The sequence below is a fragment of the Candidatus Lariskella endosymbiont of Hedychridium roseum genome (genome assembly GCF_964020185.1).
GTDB lineage: Bacteria > Pseudomonadota > Alphaproteobacteria > Rickettsiales > Midichloriaceae > Lariskella.
The window spans coordinates 860,135-887,070 of record NZ_OZ026538.1; the positions used below are offsets into that span (position 1 = coordinate 860,135).

Below are 26,936 nucleotides of genomic sequence, written 5' to 3' on the forward strand. Positions count from 1 at the left end.
GAGGTATATAGATTCTTGATTGAAGTGAGCAATCCAGTGCAACGGTGTGTCGCCATTATTATTTTGTACTCTAAGTAAGTTTTGGACTTGTTTTGGGAATTTTTCTATCAAAATTTTTAGTGATTTTATACTATTTTTGGCAGCTGCGTGCAGTACTGTGTTGCCCTGATTTGTCGTCAACTGAAGCAAGTTTGCTATTTTTTCTGAGGATGTATCTACCAAGAGCTCTAGCGCGTCTGGATTATACTGAACAATCGAGTGCAGCACACTCATGCCGTAGCACTCTTTTTCTATAAGTAAGTCTGATACTCTTGCTGGAAATGCTTTTATCAAAAATTGCATAGAGTATTTATTATACATAGCAGCAACATGCAATACTGTATTGTCATAGCGATTTTTCAGATCAAGTAAGCTTTCTACTTTGTGTATTAGTCGACATTTTATCTTACATTTAGTAAATTAAATTAGTTATTAAATGGAGATAAGCAATGAACTTAAATCAAAAAATCATCAAACCGAAACTAGGTTTACTTGAATTGGCAAAAAGCCTTGGTAGTATATAATCTGCATGTAAGGCAATGTGTTATAGTAGAGATAGCTATTACAGATTTAAAGAACTATATGAAACAGGAGGAGAAGAAGCGCTATACGAGATAAGTCGCAAGAAGCCAATAATCGCTAATAGAGTAGATCCTGCAGTAGAAAAAGCAGTAGTTGATATGGCGATAGAGTACAGCATATGGACAACTTAGAGTATATCAAATGAGCTGAAGAAGAGTGGTATACTTGTTTCTCCTGGAGGAGTAAGATCGATTTGGTTACGTAATGATTTGAATAATATCAATAAAAGATTGAAAGCCTTAGAAGCTAAGATGGCCCAAGATGGTATTATATTGACCGAAGCACAGCTGCAAGTACTAGAGAAACGCCGTAATGAAAAAGAAGCACATGGAGAAATTGAGACACAACATCCAGGTTATTTAGGTTGCCAAGACACATATTATGTAGGCAATTTCAAAGGGATAGGAAAGGTTTATGCTCAGGTATTTATTGATAGCTACAGTAGATTTGCTGATGCTAAACTGTATACTGACAAAACTGCGATTACTGCTGCTGATATGCTAAATGATCGAGTGTTACCATGGTATGAGAGTCAAGGGATACCGATGCTTCGTATTCTTACAGATCGTGGAGGAGAATATAAGGGAAATATAGAACATCATGCTTTTGAGTTATTTCTCAGTATAGAAGGTATAGAGCATACAACAACTAAAGCATATTCACCTCAAACTAATGGTATGTGTGAACGTTTTAATAAAACTATGAAACAAGAATTCTTTGATACAGCTATGCGTAAAAAGATTTATACATCATTGGATGACTTGCAATTAGATCTTGATATTTGGTTAGAATATTTCAACAATGAAAGACCTCATTCTGGTAAATATTGTTATGGAAAAACACCTATGCAAACTTTTTTGGATAGTAAAAAGTTAGCTGTGGAAAAGAATAATGAAATCTTGTATCTCAGTTACATATCTGACAGTCGAAACTTAACTGACAAGCAGATATAAAATTTATAACTGTCTGTAAGATCAAATCTTGACTTCTACAAGTCACAACAACGTTTTTAAAAGTTTATAGCAAGGCGCAGCCTTTATAAGTCATCTCTTCTGAGACTTCTGCTGTGCATACAACTTAGTCTCTCCGCCAAAAATTCATGTGCGCAAGCAAATCAATTGCTATAGGCACTCAATCTTTTTTATGAAGCCTGGACCATATACGCCTCTTCGCAAGATACATGATAAGAGTAAATATTATTGTAAAGATAATCACTCTCACACCAAGAGATTTACGCTGTTCCATCTCAGGTTCAGCAACCCATTGCAAAAAATTTACAACATCCATGGCCATTTGATCAATCGTTGGATTTGTTCCATCTGTATAGTCAACCTGTCCGTCAGATAAAAGTGGAGGAGGCATTGCGATTTGCTCTGACTGAAAGTAAGGATTGTAATGCATACCATCTCCAAGCACAATTGAAGGTGGAACATCTTTTTTATATCCAGTCAGTATGGAATAAACATAATCTGCATCCCCTTCCCTTGCTTTAATAATCAGCGATAAATCTGGAGGGTATGCGCCATTATTCGCCGCTCTTGCAGCCTTCTCATTTTCGAAAGGAGCAGGCAGGTGATCAAAAATTTTAGCTGGTCTTTGAAACATCGCGCCTGAATCATCTGGCCCATCTTCAACAGTATAATCTGATGCTATCGAATCAGCTTCTTCTTTGGAAAAACCGATTTCCATTAGATTTCTAAATGATAGTCTGCTTACCGCATGACAAGCAGAACAAACTTCCCTATATACTTTAAAACCCCTTTGGATTGCCTGTCTATCAAATGTTCCAAATGGCCCATCGAATTTCCATTTCTCCTTCTTCAATTCTATATGTTCACTTGCCAGTGATATACTAAATGCACAACAAGCAATAAGAAAGAAGCAGAACAAAGCTCTGACACTTATAGAAAACAAGTTCAGCATATACATATTATATTTACATAATAAACACACGTACCAACTGGCCCAGAGTTTATGCTTGCCGCGTTTACAACAAAAGCACAAATAATTATTACCACTATAACAAAATGATAAGTAGACAAACTAAAAAGCAAGCGAGTAAGTCAAAACTGAAGCTAACACAGTATTTCTAAAATGGAAAAAAGTAGTTTAGCATCATCAAAAACTTATATATAGAGAAAAGCTCAGTGCTTATAAAATGTCAAGCTTGTCTCTCACAAATAGAAGTATCAAGGTATCAAATTACTACCGGCTAAAGCGCGGTAGTTTGTGTAACGCTTGCAAAGCAGATTAAAAGCGTAAACGCTAAAACTCTGATATTCTAAAATCATCTTTTTTGTGATGTTCCTCATGCTGTTCTATATATTTTTGCACTTCTTCTGAATTCACATTGCCAACTGTCACAACAAAATACCCTCTGGCCCAAAGATGTTGTCCCCCAATACCGCTTACGGAGCAGTGCAAATTCCTGTAGCAACTTACGACTACTTATACCTTTAATATATTGCACAGCTTTAGATATTGATATACTAGGCGGAACCAATGCTAATATATGTACGTGATCAGGACTCATACTGCCACTAATTATATTTATGTAATTAGCAGCACATATTTCTCGGATTACTTCCCTAGTTCTAATCGCAACTTGCCCAGTTAAAACTCTATACCTATACTTAGTACAAAATACTATATGATACTTTAGGTCATATAGGCTGTGGGATCATCTCCTATATTCCATTCGTCCTCCCTTAGCACATTTCCTAGATAACTAACTCACCTTACGCAAGAGCATTATTTTTGCGTAAATTTATCAATTCATTCATAGATGCTATATTCGCTGCTACTAACAATTTATATTTAATAGCAAAATGATTGGTTGCAGTGGCAACCTTTATAATTTCTAACTTGCAAAATGCTACGATTGAAGCAAATATATGGTTTGCTTGAGATCGCATCTTTTTCGTTGGAGATTTTGCCAAGCTTGTATTTTCTTTGATAGATTTGTGATATTCCTCAATTCTCCATCGTTTTTGATAGATTTCGTACAAATAGGCAGCATCATGTTCTGTATCATTAGAAGCAAGGTATAGAATACCAGTTGATCCGTCCTCGTTTATGAAAACTTTTTTGATTAGTAAAACTTCAAAAGATACTCCTTTCAACCATACCTTCTTTGATTCTCCATCCTGCATATCTAATGATGAGATTTGTTGAAACTTCCCCAATTTTTTATCTTTACATGATAATGCAATAATTCTATTTGATTTAATACCTATAATAAACTTTTTACCAAGCGATTCTATGAATTCCATATTCTCTTTAGAACCAAACCAATTGTCGGCTAAAATATGCTCAAACAACACTTTGTTCTCTGTTGATCGTTTTATGAGATTGCGAAAATGTTGGTTTTTGCTAATGCTAGATTTACGCTGTACTTTTCCTGTCTCAATATCAGAAAAACTAACATCTTTACGAATGAGTGCGTACCCAAACGGAAGCACTACGTCACCATACGAAACTAAGCACGATAAAATGTTTATCCCCTTTACATGCCTTCCTTTAGCATAAGAGTGATGCCATGCTACTATCTCATTTTCATCCGTATAAGGTTTCTCTTCTATTGAATCATCTAATATCAAAACACATCCCTTGTTAAGCTCATGCTTCCTAATTTCTGGCTTGATGTATAACCATAATTCTTTTGATCCTAAATCTTCATAATTAAGATATTTTGTAATCTTGTCGTGGCTTATATCTCCAGACAATAAATCTGATAAACCAGTAGCTGTTGCATACTTATTTTGACAAATTAAATAGTCTGAATATATATCCAATATTTTCTTAGACATACTTTATTTTTTTATTTCGCTTACTTTTACTACCTTTATACTGATTTTGTCAATTTTGCGTAAGGTGAGTAACTAATACTAAAGTGTTCGCCTAAAGGCGAGGGTGTTAACCATATCACATATAACTACATAAACTCGACATTATAACACTCAAGAAAGTACCACGACACTAAGCATTTGTACACTGCATACAGATAAAAAATCGAAAATTTTTCACAACTTAAACAGCAACCAAGAGAACAATATAAACATGCTAGTTATTCTTAATCTCTACCAAACTTTCATCATTCATATATACATTTATACTACTGTTTTCTTTAATTTCTCCTGATAAAATCTTTTCTGCTAATTTATTTTGCAGATACTGCTGTATCACTCTCTTTAGTGGCCTTGCACCAAAAGTTGGATCATAACCCCTATCTGCAAGCCATTTTTTTAAGTTGTCGTCAAATGTTACGCTTATATTCTGTTGCATTAATAGCGCAGAAAGTTTGGCGAGCTGTATATCAACTATTGCGCTCATATCTGATTGCTTCAGTCTGTTAAATAGTATTATCTCATCTAACCTATTTATGAACTCTGGCTTAAAAGACCTCTTTACAGCCTCCATTACTCCAGTCTTTGCCATCTCTATGGACTCATTTTCCTGTAGTCCTGCGATAATTTCCGCTCCAAGGTTAGAAGTAAGAATAATAAGAGTATTTCTAAAATCAACAGTACGACCTTTACTATCTGTAAGTCTACCCTCATCTAGCATTTGCAGTAGTATATTAAACACCTCAGGATGTGCTTTTTCAACCTCATCAAATAAAATAACTTGATATGGCCTTCTTCTCACTGCTTCAGTCAAAACGCCACCTTCTTCATAGCCAACATATCCAGGAGGTGCTCCTATTAACCTAGCAACAGCATGCTTCTCCATATATTCTGACATATCTATTCTGACGATTGCTTTTTTATCGTCAAACAAAAAGATGGCAAGCGCTTTTGTAAGTTCAGTTTTGCCAACACCAGTTGGCCCCAAAAACAAGAATGAACCAATTGGCTTCTCTTGATCTGCAATACCAGATCTTGCACGTCTCACTGCGTTACTAACAGATTCCACAGCAGCATGCTGCCCAACAACATATTTCTCCAAATATTGCTCCATATTAAGGAGTTTATCCCGCTCTGAGGTCAACATCTTGTCTACTGGAATACCTGTCCATCTTGATACGATCGATGCAATTTCAGCATCAGATATGGATTCTTGCAACATGGTATTTTTCTTTGCTTCAGAAGATTCTTTTATTTTTTGCTCAAGCTCGGGAATAACCCCATACATTATTTCTCCAGCTTTATTTAAGTCACCTGAACGTTGAGCAGACTCAAGCGACATTCTAGCGGAATCCAGTTTCTCTTTTAGAGTTTTCAGCTCATTGATTTTTAATTTCTCGCTTTGCCACTTGCTAGTTAGATCCATAGATTCGGATTCCATCTTTTGAAGCTCACTTCTAAGATTTTTTAGTCTCTCTTTTGAAACTTCATCTTCTTCTTTAGAGAGCGCCATTTCTTCTATTTTGAGCTGTATAATTTTTCGATCGAGTTCATCTATTTTCTCTGGTTTACTATCAACTTGCATTCTTAAACGGCTTGCAGCTTCGTCTATCAAGTCTATAGCTTTGTCTGGAAGGAATCTATCTGTTATGTATCTGCTTGCAAGAGTAGCAGCAGCAATTATTGCGCTATCATTAATTCGTATTCCATGATGCACTTCATATTTTTCCTTTAGTCCTCTAAGTATTGAAATTGTATCTGCAACAGTTGGCTCACTCACATAGACAGGTTGAAATCTTCTTGCAAGAGCTGCATCTTTTTCTATATATTTCTTATATTCGCCAAGGGTGGTTGCGCCAACACAGTGCAGATCTCCCCTGGCTAGAGCAGGTTTCAGTAAGTTTGATGCGTCCATAGAGCCTTCTGCAGCTCCAGCACCGACAAGAGTATGCATTTCATCTATAAACAAGACTATCTCGCCACTAGCTTGTGTAATTTCATTTAGCACAGCCTTAAGCCTTTCCTCAAACTCACCGCGGAATTTTGCTCCAGCTATCAGCGCGCCAAGATCTAGCGCCATCAATTTTACATTCTTTAAACTTTCAGGGACATCCCCCATTATAATTCTCTGTGCAAGACCTTCTATAATTGCTGTCTTTCCTACTCCTGGTTCACCTATAAGTATAGGATTATTTTTTGTTCTACGAGAAAGCACTTGAATGGTACGTCTAATCTCTTCATCTCTTCCTATGACAGGGTCTAGCTTACCTGATGCAGCAAGTGCTGTAACATCTTTTGCATATTTCCTTATTGCATCGAAAGTTTGCTCAGCATTTGGAGAATCTGCCACTCTACCGCGCCTCAAGTTGTTTATTGCAGATTCAAGTTTTTTGCTGTTTAAGCCAGAGGAATCTAAGATGTTTTGTATATTACTTCCCTTCTCTTCTGCCATAGCTTGCAGTAAGCGCTCAGTTGTTATGAATGAATCGCCATGAGTTGATGCTAGCTCCTCAGCTTTTTTCAGCACTTTTGCCATATCTTGCGATATAAAAACCTGACCACTTGCACCGCTTCCGCTGATCTTTGGGAGCTTACCTAGCGCTTCACTGATTTTAGATTGAATAAGTTCTGGAGATACAGAACAAACAGAAAGCAACTGCAACACAACGGAATCTCCAGATTTTAGCAATGCTTCCATTAGATGTTCTGGCGTAAGCTGCTGATTTCCCATTGAAACAGCTGAGACATGCGCTTGTTGAATAGCAGCTTTACTATTATCTGTAAATTTTTCTAAATCCATAACTCAAAACCAAAAAATTTGTTAAGACTTCGTGCTTTTATAATTAATATAGGACTCAAGTCTTTTTATTACAAGTATCTGATGTCTAATCATTTGCCATTAATACTTTTAGATTATATTCATCATATTTTTCAAAATTGGTCATCATCAGAATGCTACTTCTTTATGAGACTATTCTAAAAAAATTATTATGCCTGATTTTACAGGCAGTGCCTACTGTTGCATTGCTATAATGCATAAATTTTCTCTGAACAAGATTTTAATATATGCAATACACTATATTTATATCAGCAGAAGCGGCATTAAAATACTGCGGATTTATTAAGAATCTCTAAATTAAATAGACATAACAATGATATATTAGCTAAAAATTTTATATTATGTGATTTATAAGCAACATATGCAAAAATTTTATGCGGAATATCTGCATATTTATTTGAAAAAGCGATTCATTCGCATTATCATGCGTTTCCATGTGCGAAACATTGCTAATTTCTTCTTATTCAGAATGTTTCAATTTACAATATATCAATAATATGGAAGGTTATATGAAAAATCTTGGGATGATCTCATATGCAGCTCTTGCGGCAACTATTCTTGCTGGAACTGCTTTAGCTGATGGCGATAAAACTAAAAAATTTGAGAGTTTTCACATAAAGATAGATAAGATCTGTTCTTGATATTGTTTGAATATTTGTGTAATAGTAAGAGCGCACCAAAGCTTGATGGATCCGTATACCATTGACTCTTTTTTAGAAACGATTTTAGTGCGCCGTGTCATTCGGCATAAATGATGTCGCGTGTTGCTATTATCTCTCTCGATACATACTGTGCCAGACTTTCCAATTGTATGACGCTCTTTGGGTAAAATTTTAGAAAAAGCCTCCCAATCATCCGTATAAAAATGACATTCTTTCAGATGACTCACTTTGTTGTAGAGCTTTTGGAATGTTGCAGTATCACGATTGCCTGTAACCCAGGCAACTGTTCTCCTTGTACTACGATCAACTGCCTTAATGATCCAAAGCTTGTTTTTTTTGAACCAATAAAATGCCACATCTCGTCGAATTCCATCTCCATAATATCCGAAGAGACAACTGGCTCCTGAGTCTTGCCCATCGCCTCTACTACCCAGCGATAAATTATGGACGGCGAATGCCATAATATCTTGCCTAACATAGAAAAAGAGCCATTACCAAGACTATATAGCATAACGCATAATGCTTTCTTAACAGCTGTTTGAGGCTTCTTGCCCAGATCGCCCTCAACAAAATTTAGAACATGATCTGCACTTATAACGCTGTACACCCCCTCACAATGCCATTCTTTACAAAGACATCAGAGCAACATCCCTTACAACAAACCATAAAACCACTCTTTAGTTTTTAAAAAAGTGATCATATCATACTTCTATCTAATTGTGAAAACTCTCAAAAATTTAAGCCGTTTTATGTAAAAGCAAGCACAGGCTTCTCAATGCTTTTTATAAAAACGTTAGACGACGACAAAACAAACAATAATTCCAAAAAAAGCAATAATTTGTCAGGAAGGGGAATAACTGCTGTATTTTCTGCTGGCTACCACTTCACTGAGAATTTTGCTACAGAGCTTGATCTTGGCATATATTAGACCTCTTGCATAACCTCATTCTGAGGTAGAAATTCTTATAGAGTAGATTTTTGCAAAACGTCACCAAACAATGATCCACGTGAGTGTTTTTATGTTTTAGTGACAATCAAATCACAGTTTGGAACAGGTTATGCAAGAGGTCTATTATGTAAACAAAACATATCATAGCGATACTAAGTATAGTATCTTCGCAAATTGCCAATATAACTTTGCCACAACTTCTCAGTTTTCTCCGTATATCAAAGCGGGTCTTGGTTATCAGCATCTAATAATAGGGCTGTGGACTGCAAACTTGCCTACTGCTGCAGTTGGCGTTGGAGTAACATACAATACATCAAGCAATATGTTTCTTGATATTGGCTATACCTTCTCTATGTCTATGAAATCTAAAACGAAACGGGCTGGCAGTATAGATTCAGGTGAAAAAGCCTCTCTCACTGGGCATAATATAGCCATAGGTGCAGGATTCCGCTTCTAATCGCTTCATTTTTTCAAACTCTTCAGCTTTCAATCGAAACAAAGCTGAAGGGTTTTTGACGGATAAGCTGACTTAAAATTTATCACAAAGACAAAATAGTCTGCCCATCATAACTCTAAAGGACATATGATTTATCTTGACTGCAAGCAATTATGATGCACCAAAAATCCAGCAGAAAGAGTGGTAAAATTGCCAAAGACCTTATAGATTTTATTGGCAGCACTTAAAGTAGCATTTGCTAAGTACAGGATAAATTGTCTATCCGCCAAAAATTGATTTGCTAGGCAAATAAATTTTTGTGGAGAAGTGAAATGTATAAAAATTAGCCTAAAGCTGCGGCTCTAGGCTAATTTTCTGATATATTAGTTAGCACTATGCTTAAGCAGATGCTACTTTCACAAAATCCGTAAGTTTTTTGAGTCTTTTATAACATTTTCTTACGGATTTAAAGCGCTATTTTGACACTTATGGCAGCATTTCATACCTCTTCTGAGGCTTTTTGGCGCACGACTAAAAAAATTAACAGCGCAAGCGCCAGGAAGTCCATCTACTCATAAAGATCTTGAGATGAGCTTCCTAGCTTATATCTACTGATCCTACGCATGTATTATCTCACATAACGACAAGCAAACTATTGAACTGATGCAATTCCTTCAAACAATATATCCTGTGTCAACACAATTGGTAATTTTAGTCCAGTAAGATTTTTAGGGCCATATATTACATTTAGCGGAATTCCATGCTGTGAATGAGTGACAAGAAACTTTGATATCTCGTGATTACTATGCGTGTAATCTGCTCTCATTAATAAAACATTTTTCTTTTTAAGCATGTTTATTACATCCTTATTATCCAAAATCATTATCTTATTTACCTTACAAGTAACACACCAGCTAGCAGTTACATCAATCAAAACAGTTTGTCCGTTATTTACATAGCGCTGTAACTTATCAGCGTCAAAATTTTCCCATATTGCATCGATATTTTGATCATCTTTTGCGTTATCGTTGACACAATATGATAAAAGCGAAAAAGCTAATATCACAGAAGTTAGAACAACATAGCGTATAGTAGCTTTAAAATAGTGAGATTTGATCAACACTACTCGAAATACAAACAATCCAAAACATAATGCCACTATGGATTGCAAATTAAAATGATAAGATAATATATAAAAAAGCCACAAAATAGTTAGCAAAACAAAGCAAGCCATAATTTTTTTTGTGTGCTCCATCCAATTACCAGGTTTTGGTAGCTTGGAAAGTAGTGCTGGCTTCATTGATAGCGCTGCATAAGGTATGGCCATACCAAGCCCTATACAAAGATAGGTCAGTAGGATCATCAAAAAATTCTGACTCAGTGCAAAAGCAAGAGATGTTGCCAAAAATGGAGCTGTGCATGGGGTTGCAAGTATTGTAGCAAGAACACCTGAAAAAACGCTGCCTAAATACTCGTTATTAATTTCTATGAGACCAAATTTATTATTTATAAAACTCGGTAATTTCACTTCAAAATCACCCCATAAATTACTTGCAACTAGCGCCATAATGATAATTAGTACAATTAAGAAGATTGGTGACTGAAAATGTATTCCCCACCCAATCAGTTTTCCTCCTGATTTAAATAATATAGTAATTATTGCCATTATAAGAAATGTTAATATAATACCAATAGCATTACATAAAAGGTTCATCGTAATAACTTTATGCTCTTTTTTGCTATGTTTAATAATGCCAAATAGTTTTATGGAAAGAACTGGAAATACACATGGCATAAAATTGAGTATAAAGCCGCCAAGCATTGCTCCCAACATGATTAAACATATTTCAAGAACATCAATTTTACCTGCAGCTTGAGTATTTGCATGATTAGAAGGAAGCGCCACATCTATTTTATGTTCAAAGACAGCGCAAATTACATTACAAGCAGCATATTTTACTATAATTGATAGATCTTGAGTTGCTGTATATTCTTCCTTCCCTATTTTTACTATTATACTGAAATCCTTATCATAAACATATGACGTTACTACTTCACCCGAAACATCTTCTTCATATTTGTTAGCTTGAGGCCAAATAACTTCATTTATAAAAACTTTATCCATCTTGTTTTTACGAAGTAATTCTATAGAAGGAGGCATGCCTGTATCGCCAGGATGTGTACTATAAATTTTCCATTCATTGTTCAAATGGAAATTCACTATTATTACATATTGATTGTCTAATAGTATCGTACTTGCTGAAACATCTGCTGCTTGTTTGATATGTGCATGAACATTTCTTGAACTATAAGTGCAAAAGAGCAATATTATAATTGCTAATAAATGACTTATGCGCTTAAAGCTAACATTTAACAAATATATCATGTTTTTATATGGATAAAATAAGTGAGTTGCTTTAGATCTTAGTGTTTTTATTTTGTGTAGTTCAAGGTTTTTATAAGAAATTTGTTTTAGGATTCTTTGAACAACGTGCTGTGCAAGCTATTATGACACAACAAACTATTAATATATAACACAATCGCCATGACACTCCCTTAATAAGTGCACGCGCGAAGATTTGCAATGCATGATTTTTTAGAGTGCAGGTTAATTTCTGTGCATGATACTTTTATATATTTGCGAAGAAATTGGCCAGCACAATTACTTGGTTAACAGAGCCATGCCTTTACCTTGCGCGACATATCAAGGTAATGTTAAGAAGATAAAGCTAGTTACACTGAAACCTTTGTGTTTACAAGTTTATAGAAGCCAGTTATATATTTTGCTTGATTTTGAAATACAAAAGTTGCAGCAATCTATAGTTGCTATTTAAAAGCACATAACTCGTAAAATTTCCTCGTACAAATATCTCATTCCTATCAAAACTTTGCAAGGATTTTACGCGTAGTAAAAGGTAAATCTATATCACGTCATACATGAATATTTTTTGAGAGTTTTCACATAAAGATAGATAAGAGCTGTTCTTGATATTGTTTGAATATTTGTGTAATAGTAAGAGCGCACCAAAGCTTGATGGATCCGTATACCATTGACTCTTTTTTAGAAACGATTTTAGTGCGCCGTGTCATTCGGCATAAATGATGTCGCGTGTTGCTATTATCTCTCTCGATACATACTGTGCCAGACTTTCCAATTGTATGACGCTCTTTGGGTAAAATTTTAGAAAAAGCATCCCAATCATCCGTATAAAAATGACATTCTTTCAGATGACTCACTTTGTTGTAGAGCTTTTGGAATGTTGCAGTATCACGATTGCCTGTAACCCAGGCAACTGTTCTCCTTGTACTACGATCAACTGCCTTAATGATCCAAAGCTTGTTTTTTTTGAACCAATAAAATGCCACATCTCGTCGAATTCCATCTCCATAATATCCGAAGAGACAACTGGCTCCTGAGTCTTGCCCATCGCCTCTACTACCCAGCGATAAATTATGGACGCCGAATGCCCTAATATCTTGCCTAACATAGAAAAAGAGCCATTACCAAGACTATAGCATAACGCATAATGCTTTCTTAACAGCTGTTTGAGGCTTCTTGCCCAGATCGCCCTCAACAAAATTTAGAACATGATCTGCACTTATAACGCTGTACACCCCTCACAATGCCATTCTTTACAAAGATATCAGAGCAACATCCCTTACAACAAACCATAAAACCACTCTTTAGTTTTTAAAAAAGTGATCATATCATACTTCTATCTAATTGTGAAAACTCTCCTAATTTATTTTAATAAGAACATATCAAAAGTATTATATAATTTTATGTTGTTGAATGTGGTCCAAAACATAAATCTTGCTGTATTATGTAGAGATAATTTGAGAGTTATTGAGATGTTTGTCGCAAAAGAAAATAATGGATTAAATATAGTATTATTTTATCGCTAGAGATACTTAATATCTCATCAAGCTATGTTATAATCTTAGGTTTTTAAAAGCTTATAGGGCACTGGTTGCCAATTATTTTATGTAGTTATATGTGATATGGTTAAGACCCTCGCCTTTAGGCGAACACTTTAGTATTAGTTATCTAGGAAATGTGCTAAGGGAGGACGAATGGAATATAGGAGATGATCCCACAGCCTATATGACCTAAAGTATCATATAGTATTTTGTACTAAGTATAGGTATAGAGTTTTAACTGGGCAAGTTGCGATTAGAACTAGGGAAGTAATCCGAGAAATATGTGCTGCTAATTACATAAATATAATTAGTGGCAGTATGAGTCCTGATCACGTACATATATTAGCATTGGTTCCGCCTAGTATATCAATATCTAAAGCTGTGCAATATATTAAAGGTATAAGTAGTCGTAAGTTGCTACAGGAATTTGCACTGCTCCGTAAGCGGTATTGGGGACAACATCTTTGGGCCAGAGGGTATTTTGTTGTGACAGTTGGCAATGTGAATTCAGAAGAAGTGCAAAAATATATAGAACAGCATGAGGAACATCACAAAAAAGATGATTTTAGAATATCAGAGTTTTAGCGTTTACGCTTTTAATCTGCTTTGCAAGCGTTACACAAACTACCGCGCTTTAGCCGGTAGTAATTGATAAAATGATTCTTATATCATTGCTTGGATGGCTGCACTTCGCTTTAGAATGAAGGTGAGATGGAGGAACTAGTACTCTAAAAATATACCCTCAAAATCCTCGCGCATGCATTGTGGCATTGTTGCATAATGAGACTATTTCATTATCAGTACATATAAAATCCTAAAGTTTCTCACTTCAAGAAGTTTATCTGCCATTGAAATACCAGCTTTGTTAGTTTATTTAGCAGATAAACTCAAGGATATGCCCTGCGCATTATGCAACAAAGCCATGTATTTTGTTAATAGCGTTGTGAATACAACTCTTCATTTATCAGAAGTAAATATCAATTGATTAATCCTTCTTATCATTTTTTACTTCTTCAAACTCAGCATCTACAACTTTTTCATCTGTAGCGTTACATGACTCTTCTCCATTAGTTGTACTCTCAGAATCTTGAACAGAACCAGACTGCCCATATACTCCTTGACCAATTTTCATGGATGATTGTATTAACGCTTCTGTTTTGTTTTGAATATCTGTCAAATCTTCAGTTGCTATAGCAGCTTTCAAAGCAGATATATCATTTTCTATAGATGTTTTATCATCTTGAGAAATCTTATCTCCATATTCTTTTAAGGTTTTCTCAGTTGAATAGATTGTACTATCTGCATTGTTTCTAGCTTCTATCAAGGCTTTCTTAGTCTCTTCAATACTTGCATTTGCTTCTGCTTTTTTGATCATTTTTTCAATTTCTTCTTTTGAAAGACCACCTGATGATTGAATCGTAATTTTTTGTTCTTTGCCTGTTGTTTTATCTTTTGCAGACACATGTAATATACCATTTGCATCAACATCAAATGTTACCTCAATTTGTGGCATGCCGCGTTGCGCAGGAGGAATGCCTTCTAAATTGAACTGCCCAAGTAGTTTGTTACTTGTAGCTATTTTGCTCTCACCTTGAAATACACGTATGGTAACAGCATGTTGATTATCTTCTGCTGTTGAAAATACTTGGCTCTTTTTTGTAGGAATTGTAGTATTACGCTCTATTAATGGAGTAAATATACCGCCTAATGTCTCAATACCAATAGAAAGCGGTGTTACGTCCAGAAGTACTACGTCTTTCACATCGCCACTTAGGACTGCACCTTGAATTGCAGCACCAATTGCTACTACTTCATCAGGATTTACACCTTTATGAGGCTCTTTTCCAAAAAATTCTCGAACCTTTTCTATCACCTTTGGCATGCGTGTCATGCCACCTACTAATACAACTTCATCAATATCGCTTGCATTAATGCCAGCATCTTTTAATGCAGCTTTACAAGGAGCTATAGTTCTATTAATAAACTCATCAACAAGATTTTCAAATTTAGCACGTGTCAACTTAATATGCATGTGCTTAGGTCCGCTTGCGTCAGCAGTAATATAAGGTAGATTTATCTCAGTTTCCATCGCACTAGATAGTTCTATTTTAGCCTTCTCAGCTGCTTCTTTTAACCTTTGTAGTGCCATCTGATCTTTCATCAAATCTACACCAGTATCATTTTTGAATTCATCACAAAGATATTGTAGTATTCGCAAGTCAAAATCTTCACCGCCTAAAAAAGTATCACCGTTAGTAGATTTTACTTCAAATACGCCATCGCCAATCTCTAGGATAGATACGTCAAATGTACCACCACCCAAATCATAAATTGCAACAGTTTTAGAGCCAGCCTTATCAAGGCCATATGCAAGCGCAGCAGCAGTAGGCTCATTGATTATTCTGAGAACATTTAAGCCAGCAATTTGACCAGCGTCTTTTGTTGCTTGTCTTTGTGAGTCGTTAAAATACGCAGGAACTGTGATTACAGCATCTGTAACTTTTTGTCCTAGGTAACTTTCCGCAGTTTCTTTCATCTTTTGGAGAACCATAGCGCTTATTTGACTAGGAGACATAGCTTCACCTTTAGCTTCAACCCAAGCGTCTCCATTTTTTGCCTTTACTATCTTGAAGGCAACTTTAGAATTTAATTCCTTAGATTTTTGATCATCAAACTGCCTGCCTATTAATCTTTTTGCAGCAAATACAGTATTCTCTGGATTAGTAACAGCTTGTCTCTTTGCAGGCTGTCCTACTAACTTTTCACCATTTTTTGTAAATGCTACTACTGAAGGTGTTGTGCGTGCACCTTCTGAATTCTCTATAACTTTGGCGGATTTCCCGTCCATTATGGCAACGCATGAATTTGTTGTGCCAAGATCTATACCTATTACTGTACCCATTATACTTTATACCTCTCTTGAGAAAATCACTTTTCAAATTCATATAGTGTATTTTTTTGAAGATACAAGTAGCCAACTAGTGAATTTCTAAACATGCAATAGACTATATTTTGTAGTTTTTGCAAGTATACTTGTCATACTTTTCAAAATTGGCATCATAAAAAAGCTCCTTATGTATTTTGTATACAGCATGTATTCTCATTCTTTTTAGCTCTTTTTGAAGTCTCATACCAACTCTTCATTTACCTGAGATGTATCCGTTTAATATGGTTTAATATGAAATAAAGGGAACAATGATACTGTTAACCGTGCCATACTAAATAAATATGAGTTGGCAATTATAAAACTAATTTGTAACTTGTTTTAAAAAGTAAAGAATTAACGTCATACAGCATTTGTGAATGTATCACTTAACAAAGTGATTGTAAGAATCAAATGTTGCCAATATACTAGTTGTATACACCATAAAGTTGAGCAAAGTGTTATGTTCCAATGTACTTTTTGTGCAAAATTTCTGAGGCTTGTCAAATACTCTTTTATTGCTTCTCTATTATTTGCTTATGGCAAGTGCTATGGAGAAGATCTGGAATATATACAGCAGTATATGCAGTTCTTGAGTGATCGAGATATGGTCCTCTCAAAAAATATAGCGAATGCTGATACTCCAAATTTTAAGCCTAAGGATTTATCGCGCAATAGATCCGATATCCCAAGTTTTGAGTTAAGTGTTACAGATCCTATGCATATTGCTTATGAAACTGGGACGAGATATGATTTGGAAGATGGTAAGATTATTGAACTTAAACCTAATGGCAATGCTGTGCACCTTGAACATGAAATGATGCAAAAGAATGAGAATGCTTCTGCTATGCAGGAAGCTGCAAATTTATATAGCAAGGCACGAACATTGATGAAAATAGCAATAACTGGAGGAGTAAAGTAGCGTTATGAAAGTTACTGTATTCTTATATACTTATGTTGTATCGATTGCGCTGCATTGTATTGCGTTTGGAGAGGTTGATACTTTAACTGCTGCTTCCAGAATATCTGTATCTGGTATGCACGCGCAAAGCGAAAGGTTAAAGATTATTGCTCAGAATCTTGCAAATATGGAAGTCACTGGCATTACACAGGATCAAGATCCATATAGAAGGAAGATAATATTTTTTAAGAACGAGTTCAATGAAGACGCAAAAACTGAAATTGTTAGCGTAGAAAGGATAAGCCATGATAGTAGTGACTTCATGCTAAAATATCAGCCATCCCATCCTGCTGCAGACGAGCGTGGGTATGTCAAATATCCAAATGTTCACCTTGCTATTGAAACGGTTGATGCCAAAGAAGCTCAAAGAAGTTTTGAAGCTAATCTTAGTGCTTTTGAGATTACTAAATCAAATCAACATAAGCTGATTGAATTGATTAAATGATGTGAGTTTTTATGAGTACAATATCAAGTGTAACGTCACACCTGCAAGCTGCAAATGCCTATAAAAAGGCTCTTGGAGCAAGTATTAAAAGCGCTGCTGGGAATTTTGGCAACAAACCAGGAAAGCTGAATTCTAATACAGTAGCAGCTATACAAAATGCTAGTGCCGCTCTGCAAATAGATAAATCAGGGCTTTCTATATCCAAATCTGTAGGTCCAGCAAGTTTTCCTGAGTTGCTCAGTCTTGCAAGAAAGGACTATATTAGCAAGTTAAAAAAAGCAGAAAGAAAAACCGTTAGCGCTATAGAAGAAAACACTTCGATAGCAGAAGTTATGGGTGCTGTTAATGAATCTGAAATTGTCCTATTAAAAATGATAGGACTGCGGGATCGTTTTATAAATGCATATCAGGAAATTCTGAAGATGCCACTTTGATGTAGTATTATAGTAAAAACAGGTAGTTATTATAAGTTAATATTGTAGTCTAGATTGTTACGCGCGCAAAAAGTCTCGAAAGCGCGCATAAAATGGCGCTTGGGGCGCAAAAATAGCGCTTTAAATCCGTAAGAAAATGTTATAATAAACGCAAAAAACTTACGGATTTTGTGAAAGTAGTATTTTTAAGTATCAGACAAATTATATATCCAAAAATTAGCGCAGAGCCAAATCCTAGGCTAATTTTTGCACATTTAACTATTTATTTGCTTGCGCAAATCAATTTTTGGCGGATGTACTATATTATCTGTGAAATAAATAAGAGTATGTTATTGAGTGATATGGGCTGCTATTATTCACTTGAGCTAAGCAAAAAGGTTATTTCATATATTGAACTGGTAGGGTAGTAAGAGTTCTGCTGCCTTTGCCTTTGGTATACTGATCAAGACCTATAGCTAACTAACCATAAAATGAGTATGAAAAACGATATATTTTTTGGATAAATTTTATTTGTTTGCAATGCAGTAATGTCGCTATATTACAGACGAAAAGCGGATACTAAATTTATCAACAAGACAAATGTTTAACATGCGTATTTTATGGTTAGTTAGTTAGCTATATATCAAAGGCAAAGGCGAGGTATTATTTATCGCGCTACAATATTACCACCAAACTTAATATAAAAGAGTGACTGCAGTAGCAAACTCAAGTAAGCCCTGCAGCAACTCAAAGCATCATCGAATGCAAAAATCAAAGCAATAAAGGATTAGCAGTACTTCAAATTAATAACCTCCAATGCCATTATGGCTTTCTATAATGTCAGAAATAATATTAATCATCTCATGATAACTCATATTAGAAGAAAAATTGAGAGTTTTCACAATTAGATAGAAGTATGATATGATCACTTTTTTAAAAACTAAAGAGTGGTTTTATGGTTTGTTGTAAGGGATGTTGCTCTGATGTCTTTGTAAAGAATGGCATTGTGAGGGGGTGTACAGCGTTATAAGTGCAGATCATGTTCTAAATTTTGTTGAGGGCGATCTGGGCAAGAAGCCTCAAACAGCTGTTAAGAAAGCATTATGCGTTATGCTATATAGTCTTGGTAATGGCTCTTTTTCTATGTTAGGCAAGATATTAGGGCATTCGCCGTCCATAATTTATCGCTGGGTAGTAGAGGCGATGGGCAAGACTCAGGAGCCAGTTGTCTCTTCGGATATTATGGAGATGGAATTCGACGAGATGTGGCATTTTATTGGTTCAAAAAAAACAAGCTTTGGATCATTAAGGCAGTTGATCGTAGTACAAGGAGAACAGTTGCCTGGGTTACAGGCAATCGTGATACTGCAACATTCCAAAAGCTCTACAACAAAGTGAGTCATCTGAAAGAATGTCATTTTTATACGGATGATTGGGATGCTTTTTCTAAAATTTTACCCAAAGAGCGTCATACAATTGGAAAGTCTGGCACAGTATGTATCGAGAGAGATAATAGCAACACGCGACATCATTTATGCCGAATGACACGGCGCACTAAAATCGTTTCTAAAAAAGAGTCAATGGTATACGGATCCATCAAGCTTTGGTGCGCTCTTACTATTACACAAATATTCAAACAATATCAAGAACAGATCTTATCTATCTTTATGTGAAAACTCTCGAAAAATTAATATCAAAATAAGATGTGGTACTATTAGTTACTGTGCTATTTGAAGCACCCATATAAATTGTATTAGTCGACATTTTATCTTACATTTAGTAAATTAAATTAGTTATTAAATGGAGGTAAGCAATGAACTTAAATCAAAAAATCATCAAACCGAAACTAGGTTTACTTGAATTGGCAAAAAGCCTTGGTAGTATATAATCTGCATGTAAGGCAATGTGTTATAGTAGAGATAGCTATTACAGATTTAAAGAACTATATGAAACAGGAGGAGAAGAAGCGCTATACGAGATAAGTCGCAAGAAGCCAATAATCGCTAATAGAGTAGATCCTGCAGTAGAAAAAGCAGTAGTTGATATGGCGATGGAGTACAGCATATGGACAACTTAGAGTATCAAATGAGCTGAAGAAGAGTGGTATACTTGTTTCTCCTGGAGGAGTAAGATCGATTTGGTTACGTAATGATTTGAATAATATCAATAAAAGATTGAAAGCCTTAGAAGCTAAGATGGCCCAAGATGGTATTATATTGACCGAAGCACAGCTGCAAGTACTAGAGAAACGCCGTAATGAAAAAGAAGCACATGGAGAAATTGAGACACAACATCCAGGTTATTTAGGTTGCCAAGACACATATTATGTAGGCAATTTCAAAGGGATAGGAAAGGTTTATGCTCAGGTATTTATTGATAGCTACAGTAGATTTGCTGATGCTAAACTGTATACTGACAAAACTGCGATTACTGCTGCTGATATGCTAAATGATCGAGTGTTACCATGGTATGAGAGTCAAGGGATACCGATGCTTCGTATTCTTACAGATCGTGGAGGAGAATATAAGGGAAATATAGAACATCATGCTTTTGAGTTATTTCTCAGTATAGAAGGTATAGAGCATACAACAACTAAAGCATATTCACCTCAAACTAATGGTATGTGTGAACGTTTTAATAAAACTATGAAACAAGAATTCTTTGATACAGCTATGCGTAAAAAGATTTATACATCATTGGATGACTTGCAATTAGATCTTGATATTTGGTTAGAATATTTCAACAATGAAAGACCTCATTCTGGTAAATATTGTTATAGAAAAACACCTATGCAAACTTTTTTGGATAGTAAAAAGTTAGCTGTGGAAAAGAATAATGAAATCTTGTATCTCAGTTACATATCTGACAGTCAAAACTTAACTGACAAGCAGATATAAAATTTATGTAGTTATATGTGATATGGTTAACACCCTCGCCTTTAGGCGAACACTTTAGTATTAGTTATCTAGGAAATGTGCTAAGGGAGGACGAATGGAATATAGGAGATGATCCCACAGCCTATATGACCTAAAGTATCATATAGTATTTTGTACTAAGTATAGGTATAGAGTTTTAACTGGGCAAGTTGCGATTAGAACTAGGGAAGTAATCCGAGAAATATGTGCTGCTAATTACATAAATATAATTAGTGGCAGTATGAGTCCTGATCACGTACATATATTAGCATTGGTTCCGCCTAGTATATCAATATCTAAAGCTGTGCAATATATTAAAGGTATAAGTAGTCGTAAGTTGCTACAGGAATTTGCACTGCTCCGTAAGCGGTATTGGGGACAACATCTTTGGGCCAGAGGGTATTTTGTTGTGACAGTTGGCAATGTGAATTCAGAAGAAGTGCAAAAATATATAGAACAGCATGAGGAACATCACAAAAAAGATGATTTTAGAATATCAGAGTTTTAGCGTTTACGCTTTTAATCTGCTTTGCAAGCGTTACACAAACTACCGCGCTTTAGCCGGTAGTAATTGATAACTGTCTGTAAGATCAAATCTTGACTTCTACAGATTTTTTATCTTAAAATTCACACTTTATATAGTCCATCAGCCAAAAGTCTAAATCAGTGGCATTACTCATCTAGTCTCATTCATGGATGGAATTCTGGTATAACTAGCATTATACGACTTGTACACTCTTGAAAAAGTACTCAAGCGCTTTTCAAATGGCAATGGAATATTCAAAAATGTGAATGTGATGCTTGCTGCAAAAATCCGTAAGTTTTTGCGCTTATTATAACATTTTCTTACGGATTGAAAATACTATTTTCCAATTCTAAACACTATTTTATGCAGCTTCTGAGACTTCCGGCGCACGTACCAACTAATATAAACTCAGCGACCCTTAGAATTGTGACACAGACGACTTAAAACTAGAAAAATAGATGGTGTGCCCGGAAGGATTCGAACCTTCGACCCACAGCTTAGAAGGCTGTTGCTCTGTCCAGCTGAGCTACGGGCACAAGCAATAGAGATGTAATAAAACAACAAAAACGTATCAACATTGCAAAAAGCAATGCAGTCAACAAATAGTACAGGTAATCGAATACTTTGCTTGAAACACTATAAAATCCATCAAGATAACTGGAAGACTCACATGCCACACAAGCAAAAGTGCTATAGAGAAAGCAGAAGCAATTGTAGCAGGGTTTTTATTATAATGCAAGCAAGCTCTAGCTTTTAATTCGTCTATCCGCCAAAAATTGATATACGCAAACAAATAAATTTTTGTGGAGAAATGAAATGTGCAAAAATTAGCACAGGACTCAGCCCTGCGCTAATTTCTGGATATATTAATTGGTCCTGTGCCACGCGCAAACACTACTCTCACAAAATCCGTAAGTTTCTTGCGCTTATTATAACATTTCCTTACGGATTTAAAACACTATTTTGGCATTCTAAACGTCATTTTATACCGCTTACGAGACCTTTGGTGCGCGGCACGTACTAATTCAAAACATCACAAGCAAAACAAAATTTGAACTTTATCGTGACAATACATAAACGCGAGTTGCCAATTATAAAATAATTTATAATTTGTCTAAATGTTTTGAAAATCGAGTCATGAGCGTTCTTTCTAAAGTTTTCGAAATATAAAATTCAACGATTTCTGCCGTGTATACCTGTGATATTACAGAGTTCAGGCAATTTTTTCAGCTCTTTATTTGTTGGATTTTGTATTTATCAACTTTCTCTGCTTGCTATAAAATTAGCTAGATAAATCAGTGGTAATGCAGAATTTCCGAAATCATTTAATGATTCCACAGCTTTTTCTTTCAGCTCAATAAGATATTTTGTAGCTCCATCTTCTCCTAAATATGATACTGATGTAACCTTGTTAAGCTCTATGTCTTTATTTACTTCCTTACCTATAGAATGCCTGCTGCCTGATATATCAAGAAGATCATCTTTAATTTGAAAAGCAAGACCTATGAATTTTGCATACTCCCTAACTTTTTGCACTAAAGTCTCTGGTGCTTTTGCCAAAATAGCGCCAAATTCACAAGATGCCATAAAAAGCTTACCTGTCTTCATCTCTTGTAATTTAAGAATCTCTTGAAATGTAAGATTTTGATCAGCACTAAGTATATCCATTGCTTGACCAGAAAGCATTCCACAGAAGCCAATTGACCTTGCTAACGTTTTGATCAAATGCATCCTTATAGCAGGATCTTTCGAAACTTCTTCCGTGGATAATACTTCGAATGCAAGCGTTAGCAGTGCATTTCCAGCTAAAAGTGCTGTTGCTTTTCCATAACGCTTATGACAGCTATCCTTACCTCTTCTAATATCACTATTATCCATACATGGAAGGTCATCATGAATGAGTGAATAAGAATGTACCATCTCTATAGCAGAAGCTGCATAAACCGAAGCTTTCTCAGTAAAACCAAACATGGCAGCTGAGTTTATCACTAAAAATGCTCTGACCTTTTTTCCAGCACCAAGAGAAGAATAGCGCATAGACTCAACTAGCACAGGACACGCGATATCATAACAATTGCCAATGATGGCAGATATAATCTCATCCACCGCTATTGCTGTGGAACTAAGTACTTCATTCAGATTATACATATACCTCTGATCAATGAAGAGTTGGAATTTCGGATTTTGATACAAAGCTAGACTTCAAAAAGAGCTAGAAAAAACCAAGGGAGCATGTGTATAATCCATACATAACTAGCAGTCTTTAAGAAACGCCAATTTTCGAAATACATATATACAAGTTTTTCGCACATATTTAGTTCAGATATATCAATTTCCGATACTTGCAAATACTACTTAACAAAATCCATAAGGTTTTTACCACTTTTTCTGCTGGACTTTCGGTGCATCATCATTGCTTGCGTGCCGATATAAATCCTCAGCTTCTTAGAGTGATGATGCATACAACTACATAATGAACACTTTAAATCGTTTTTCATAGATCTCTTGCCGCAGCAACAGCCGCCGCATCTAATATATCACCTGCTGTTGCACCTATTCTAACGATTTGCACTGATTTACCCAAACCACATAACACAGGACCTATCACTGTTGCCTCACCAAACTCTTCGAGTAATCTGTAAGATATATGCGCACTACCCAAGTCTGGTGTTATCAAGATATTAGCAGGACCAGACAACCTACAGAATGGATATAACTTTAATAATTCACTATTAATTGCAACATTTGCAGCAAGATCACCATCATATTCAAAGTCTAAACCTTTTTCACCCATAATGAAAAGAGCTTCTTTAACCTTACTGACACATTTTCTATTAGGTTGACCAAATGTGGAAGATGATACAAATGCAACTCTTGGAATATGTCCTAGCTGTTTGACTGCTCTTGCAGCTTGTATTGCAATCTGTGCCATTTCCTTAGGAGTTGGCTCTTCATGTATTGCAATATCCGCTATAAATATAACACGATCACCTTTTATCATCATAGCAAGAGCAAACAACATCTGGTCTGGAATTTTATCAGTCACTAGAAGTGTTTTATTGATGGATTCCAGATACCCTTCTGTTAATCCTGCAACCATTGCATCTGCCTCTCTATGCTTTAGCATTTCAGTTGCAAAAACTGTGCTATCATTCATAAGCAATCTAACACAATCATCATATGATAAGCCAGCCCTTTGGATCCTTGCATATAGGTCATCAGTATACAGTTTAGTGTTATGATGCTTTTTGGGGTCTATAATTAAAAAGTGATCCGGAGCAATATCTGGATTAATGCTCAGTATTAATGGTTTTATTTTGTGTTCTTTTCCAACTAAAATTGCTTTACCATATTTATTAATCTGCCAATACATAGCAGCTTTTATCATTTGCTCTTCCTCGCCATGTGCAAAGATTACACTCTGTGGCTTTTGCTGCAGCGTCGCAAAAAAACGATTAATAATATCTGCACCTGGGTTAAGTCTAGCAGCAAGCTCTCTTTTATATTGATAAATATTATCTATTTGCTTCCTCGCAACGCCTGTTTTCATTGCTGCCTCTGCGACAGCAGCAGAAACCTCTTGTATTAATCTTGAGTCGAATGGAGTTGGAATGATATAGCTGTGGCCATACTTATGTTTCCTCCCAGGATATGCAGCCACAACTTCTTCAGATACATCCTGCCTTGCAAGCGTTGCGATCGCATGCACAGCAGCTATTTTCATTTCCTCATTTATGGTAGTTGCTTGAGTATCAAGCGCTCCCCTGAAAATATAAGGAAAACACATGACATTATTAACCTGATTATGATAGTCAGAGCGTCCAGTCGCTGTTATCGCATCCGGACATACACTAAAAACTTCTTCTGGTGTAATCTCAGGGTCTGGATTAGCCATTGCAAAGACGATCGGCTTTTTACTCATGCTCAGTATCATCTCTTTTGTTACCGCATTCTTCACTGAAAGTCCTAAAAATATATCCGCTCCAACAAGTGCTTCAGCTAAAGTTCTTGCATTCGTAACTTTATTTGCATGTTTTTCTTTCCATTGATTCATACCAGAAGTTCTGCCTTTATATATAACGCCTTGAGTATCACACATAATAACATTATCATCCTGCATGCCCATAGTCTTTAGCAGCTCTATACAAGCAATGGCTGCAGCCCCTGCCCCGTTAACAACAATTTTCATATCTTGAAAATTCCTGCCTGTAACATGCGCTGCATTCACAAGACCCGCAGCTGTAACTATTGCTGTGCCATGCTGATCATCGTGAAAAACTGGGACATCAACTAGCTCTTTTAGTTTTTGTTCAATAATAAAGCATTCTGGAGCTTTAATATCTTCAAGGTTTATCCCACCCCAGGTAAGTGCTATATGCTTAACAACTTGTATAAAAGTTTCTGGATCCTGAGTATCAACTTCAATATCTATAGCATCTATATCAGCAAACCTTTTAAATAGCGCAGCTTTTCCTTCCATTACAGGCTTTGACGCCAGTGCACCAAGATTTCCAAGCCCAAGTACCGCCGTTCCATTTGTGATAACAGCTACAAAATTGCCTTTAGATGTGTAATCAAAAGCAGAACCAGGATTATTCTGTATCTCTATGCAAGGCGCAGCAACTCCAGGCGAGTAAGCAAGAGAGAGATCCTTTTGATTTTTAAGTGGTTTATGTGCATACACAGAGAGCTTCCCCTTCTTAGAGCGAGAGTGAAATTCCAACGCTTCTTTTCCTATAGCAGAATGCTGTGATTTGATTGTCATGCAGATTATTCCTGATGAATATTATTTATTATTTGCAAAAAGAGCAATTGCTCGCTTAAAATTACGAGTTGAAGTTGAAAATTCGCACTAAAAATGCTCACCTATATTTTGAAACAAGCAGGCACGGTCATGAAACACACTAGCCAACATTCATACACATATATAATCAACATTTACAATATCATGACTCTAAGCATAGCTTCCTCTCTTCTAGGACAAGCTTATTTATATATATTACTATGATATTAATGAATAACTGTTGTTTTATAAGCTATATAAGTTAACAAAAACTCATAATGAAGAAAAACACCACTAAATGTTGCAAATTAACTTTCTGCAGCCTATTTTTAAGCTTTATACGTGCATAAATACACTATTTGAGTATATTAATTCGCAAAATAGTTTACAAGAAAAATATCCTACTTTAAGTGTGCTACACATCAGATTTTATGACGCATCGCAGCAAAATGAGTATATCTCTACATGTCAACACCTTATAATTCATTTATTTCAGAATAGTCAAGAAAGGTTTTTACATAATTTCGTAATGTATGTACTCATCATACTTTTCAACATTGGAGTCTTTAAAATGCTTATTATATTTTATGTATACATACATCTTTAGTTCTTCCCGGCTCTTTTTAAAATCTAACTTCATTAGACATCTTGCAGAAGCTATTTGTGAGAAGTAAGTGGTAGTAGCCTTGAGATGTGC

At 35.6% G+C, this 26,936-nt stretch carries 17 protein-coding genes, 1 tRNA gene and 6 pseudogenes; 11 read left to right on the forward strand and 13 right to left on the reverse strand.

Annotated elements, in window-relative coordinates; genetic code table 11:
- Positions 1-18: 18 nt before the first annotated feature.
- Positions 19-360, reverse strand: a pseudogene (locus AACK98_RS08210) (ankyrin repeat domain-containing protein); the annotation flags it as partial.
- 218 nt (positions 361-578) lie between these two features.
- Between AACK98_RS08210 and AACK98_RS04400 the strand changes: the two are divergent.
- A pseudogene (locus AACK98_RS04400) lies at positions 579-1,574 on the forward strand (IS481 family transposase).
- Between the two features lie 178 nt (positions 1,575-1,752).
- Here AACK98_RS04400 and AACK98_RS04405 read toward each other — a convergent pair.
- The 6 genes and pseudogenes from AACK98_RS04405 to AACK98_RS04430 form a co-directional block, all read right to left on the reverse strand.
- Complete coding sequence (locus AACK98_RS04405; protein ID WP_410520018.1) at positions 1,753-2,544, reverse strand: cytochrome c1; 792 nt, start codon at positions 2,542-2,544, stop codon at positions 1,753-1,755.
- A 385-nt stretch (positions 2,545-2,929) separates the two neighbouring features.
- Positions 2,930-3,289, reverse strand: a pseudogene (tnpA, locus tag AACK98_RS04410) (IS200/IS605 family transposase); the annotation flags it as partial.
- Positions 3,290-3,359: 70 nt separating this feature from the next.
- Entirely contained in the window at positions 3,360-4,430 is a 1,071-nt protein-coding gene (locus AACK98_RS04415; RefSeq protein WP_339040287.1) for a transposase, read from the reverse strand.
- A 253-nt stretch (positions 4,431-4,683) separates the two neighbouring features.
- The gene (gene clpB, locus AACK98_RS04420) at positions 4,684-7,266 is read right to left on the reverse strand and encodes an ATP-dependent chaperone ClpB (protein WP_339040289.1); all 2,583 of its coding nucleotides are present in this window, start codon (positions 7,264-7,266) and stop codon (positions 4,684-4,686) included.
- Between the two features lie 649 nt (positions 7,267-7,915).
- Positions 7,916-8,287, reverse strand: a complete 372-nt coding sequence (locus AACK98_RS04425; RefSeq protein WP_339042592.1) for an IS1 family transposase — start codon at positions 8,285-8,287, stop codon at positions 7,916-7,918.
- Positions 8,191-8,574, reverse strand: a complete 384-nt coding sequence (locus tag AACK98_RS04430) for a hypothetical protein (RefSeq protein WP_339040291.1) — start codon at positions 8,572-8,574, stop codon at positions 8,191-8,193. The genes AACK98_RS04425 and AACK98_RS04430 overlap by 97 nt, the downstream gene beginning before the upstream one ends.
- 439 nt (positions 8,575-9,013) lie before the next feature.
- Between AACK98_RS04430 and AACK98_RS04435 the strand changes: the two genes are divergently transcribed.
- Positions 9,014-9,373 (forward strand): outer membrane protein, encoded by a 360-nt coding sequence (locus AACK98_RS04435; protein WP_339040293.1) that lies wholly within the window; start codon positions 9,014-9,016, stop codon positions 9,371-9,373.
- A 631-nt stretch (positions 9,374-10,004) separates the two neighbouring features.
- Here AACK98_RS04435 and AACK98_RS04440 read toward each other — a convergent pair.
- Positions 10,005-11,729 (reverse strand): protein-disulfide reductase DsbD family protein, encoded by a 1,725-nt coding sequence (locus AACK98_RS04440; protein WP_339040295.1) that lies wholly within the window; start codon positions 11,727-11,729, stop codon positions 10,005-10,007.
- A gap of 581 nt (positions 11,730-12,310) precedes the next feature.
- Positions 12,311-12,718, reverse strand: coding sequence for an IS1 family transposase (locus tag AACK98_RS04445; RefSeq protein ID WP_339040232.1), 408 nt, complete (start codon positions 12,716-12,718; stop codon positions 12,311-12,313).
- A 360-nt stretch (positions 12,719-13,078) separates the two neighbouring features.
- On the opposite strand from AACK98_RS04445, the gene AACK98_RS04450 reads away from it, so the two are divergent.
- Together AACK98_RS04450 and tnpA (AACK98_RS04455) are read left to right on the forward strand one after the other, a co-directional pair.
- On the forward strand, positions 13,079-13,258 hold the full coding sequence (locus AACK98_RS04450) for a hypothetical protein (RefSeq protein WP_339040228.1): 180 nt from the start codon (positions 13,079-13,081) through the stop codon (positions 13,256-13,258).
- Between the two features lie 198 nt (positions 13,259-13,456).
- A pseudogene (gene tnpA, locus AACK98_RS04455) lies at positions 13,457-13,858 on the forward strand (IS200/IS605 family transposase); the annotation flags it as partial.
- A gap of 400 nt (positions 13,859-14,258) precedes the next feature.
- On the opposite strand, the gene dnaK reads toward tnpA (AACK98_RS04455), so the two are convergent.
- A complete protein-coding gene (gene dnaK / locus AACK98_RS04460; RefSeq protein ID WP_339040297.1) occupies positions 14,259-16,175 on the reverse strand; it encodes a molecular chaperone DnaK in 1,917 nt (638 codons plus the stop codon).
- A 484-nt stretch (positions 16,176-16,659) separates the two neighbouring features.
- On the opposite strand from dnaK, the gene AACK98_RS04465 reads away from it, so the two are divergent.
- From AACK98_RS04465 to tnpA (AACK98_RS04495), 7 genes and pseudogenes are all read left to right on the forward strand, one after another.
- Positions 16,660-17,118: a hypothetical protein gene (locus AACK98_RS04465; protein WP_339040299.1), complete on the forward strand. Its 459-nt coding sequence runs from the start codon at positions 16,660-16,662 to the stop codon at positions 17,116-17,118.
- Positions 17,119-17,122: 4 nt separating this feature from the next.
- Positions 17,123-17,602: a flagellar basal body rod protein FlgC gene (gene flgC, locus AACK98_RS04470; RefSeq protein ID WP_339040301.1), complete on the forward strand. Its 480-nt coding sequence runs from the start codon at positions 17,123-17,125 to the stop codon at positions 17,600-17,602.
- A gap of 11 nt (positions 17,603-17,613) precedes the next feature.
- Positions 17,614-18,036: a flagellar hook-basal body complex protein FliE gene (locus AACK98_RS04475; RefSeq protein WP_339040303.1), complete on the forward strand. Its 423-nt coding sequence runs from the start codon at positions 17,614-17,616 to the stop codon at positions 18,034-18,036.
- 993 nt (positions 18,037-19,029) lie between these two features.
- On the forward strand, positions 19,030-19,413 hold the full coding sequence (locus AACK98_RS04480) for a hypothetical protein (RefSeq protein WP_339040305.1): 384 nt from the start codon (positions 19,030-19,032) through the stop codon (positions 19,411-19,413).
- Positions 19,320-19,688, forward strand: coding sequence for an IS1 family transposase (locus tag AACK98_RS04485; RefSeq protein WP_339042594.1), 369 nt, complete (start codon positions 19,320-19,322; stop codon positions 19,686-19,688). Before AACK98_RS04480 ends, AACK98_RS04485 begins: the two co-directional genes overlap by 94 nt.
- A gap of 230 nt (positions 19,689-19,918) precedes the next feature.
- Positions 19,919-20,912: pseudogene (locus AACK98_RS04490) on the forward strand (IS481 family transposase).
- A gap of 124 nt (positions 20,913-21,036) precedes the next feature.
- Positions 21,037-21,438, forward strand: a pseudogene (gene tnpA / locus AACK98_RS04495) (IS200/IS605 family transposase); the annotation flags it as partial.
- 477 nt (positions 21,439-21,915) lie between these two features.
- On the opposite strand, the gene AACK98_RS04500 reads toward tnpA (AACK98_RS04495), so the two are convergent.
- From AACK98_RS04500 to AACK98_RS04510, 3 genes are all read right to left on the reverse strand, one after another.
- Positions 21,916-21,992: transfer RNA gene (locus AACK98_RS04500), tRNA-Arg, on the reverse strand.
- 721 nt (positions 21,993-22,713) lie between these two features.
- Positions 22,714-23,604 (reverse strand): polyprenyl synthetase family protein, encoded by an 891-nt coding sequence (locus AACK98_RS04505; RefSeq protein ID WP_339040307.1) that lies wholly within the window; start codon positions 23,602-23,604, stop codon positions 22,714-22,716.
- Positions 23,605-23,950: 346 nt separating this feature from the next.
- Positions 23,951-26,221, reverse strand: a complete 2,271-nt coding sequence (locus AACK98_RS04510) for an NADP-dependent malic enzyme (RefSeq protein WP_339040308.1) — start codon at positions 26,219-26,221, stop codon at positions 23,951-23,953.
- Positions 26,222-26,936 lie beyond the last annotated feature (715 nt).

Coding starts and splice junctions, on each gene's coding strand:
- AACK98_RS04405 (WP_410520018.1), bottom strand. CDS start 2,544: ATGCTGAACTTGTTTTCTATAAGTGTCAGAGCTTTGTTCTGCTTCTTT.
- AACK98_RS04415 (WP_339040287.1), bottom strand. CDS start 4,430: ATGTCTAAGAAAATATTGGATATATATTCAGACTATTTAATTTGTCAA.
- clpB (WP_339040289.1), bottom strand. CDS start 7,266: ATGGATTTAGAAAAATTTACAGATAATAGTAAAGCTGCTATTCAACAA.
- dnaK (WP_339040297.1), bottom strand. CDS start 16,175: ATGGGTACAGTAATAGGTATAGATCTTGGCACAACAAATTCATGCGTT.
- AACK98_RS04465 (WP_339040299.1), top strand. CDS start 16,660: ATGTTCCAATGTACTTTTTGTGCAAAATTTCTGAGGCTTGTCAAATAC.
- flgC (WP_339040301.1), top strand. CDS start 17,123: ATGAAAGTTACTGTATTCTTATATACTTATGTTGTATCGATTGCGCTG.
- AACK98_RS04475 (WP_339040303.1), top strand. CDS start 17,614: ATGAGTACAATATCAAGTGTAACGTCACACCTGCAAGCTGCAAATGCC.
- AACK98_RS04505 (WP_339040307.1), bottom strand. CDS start 23,604: ATGTATAATCTGAATGAAGTACTTAGTTCCACAGCAATAGCGGTGGAT.
- AACK98_RS04510 (WP_339040308.1), bottom strand. CDS start 26,221: ATGACAATCAAATCACAGCATTCTGCTATAGGAAAAGAAGCGTTGGAA.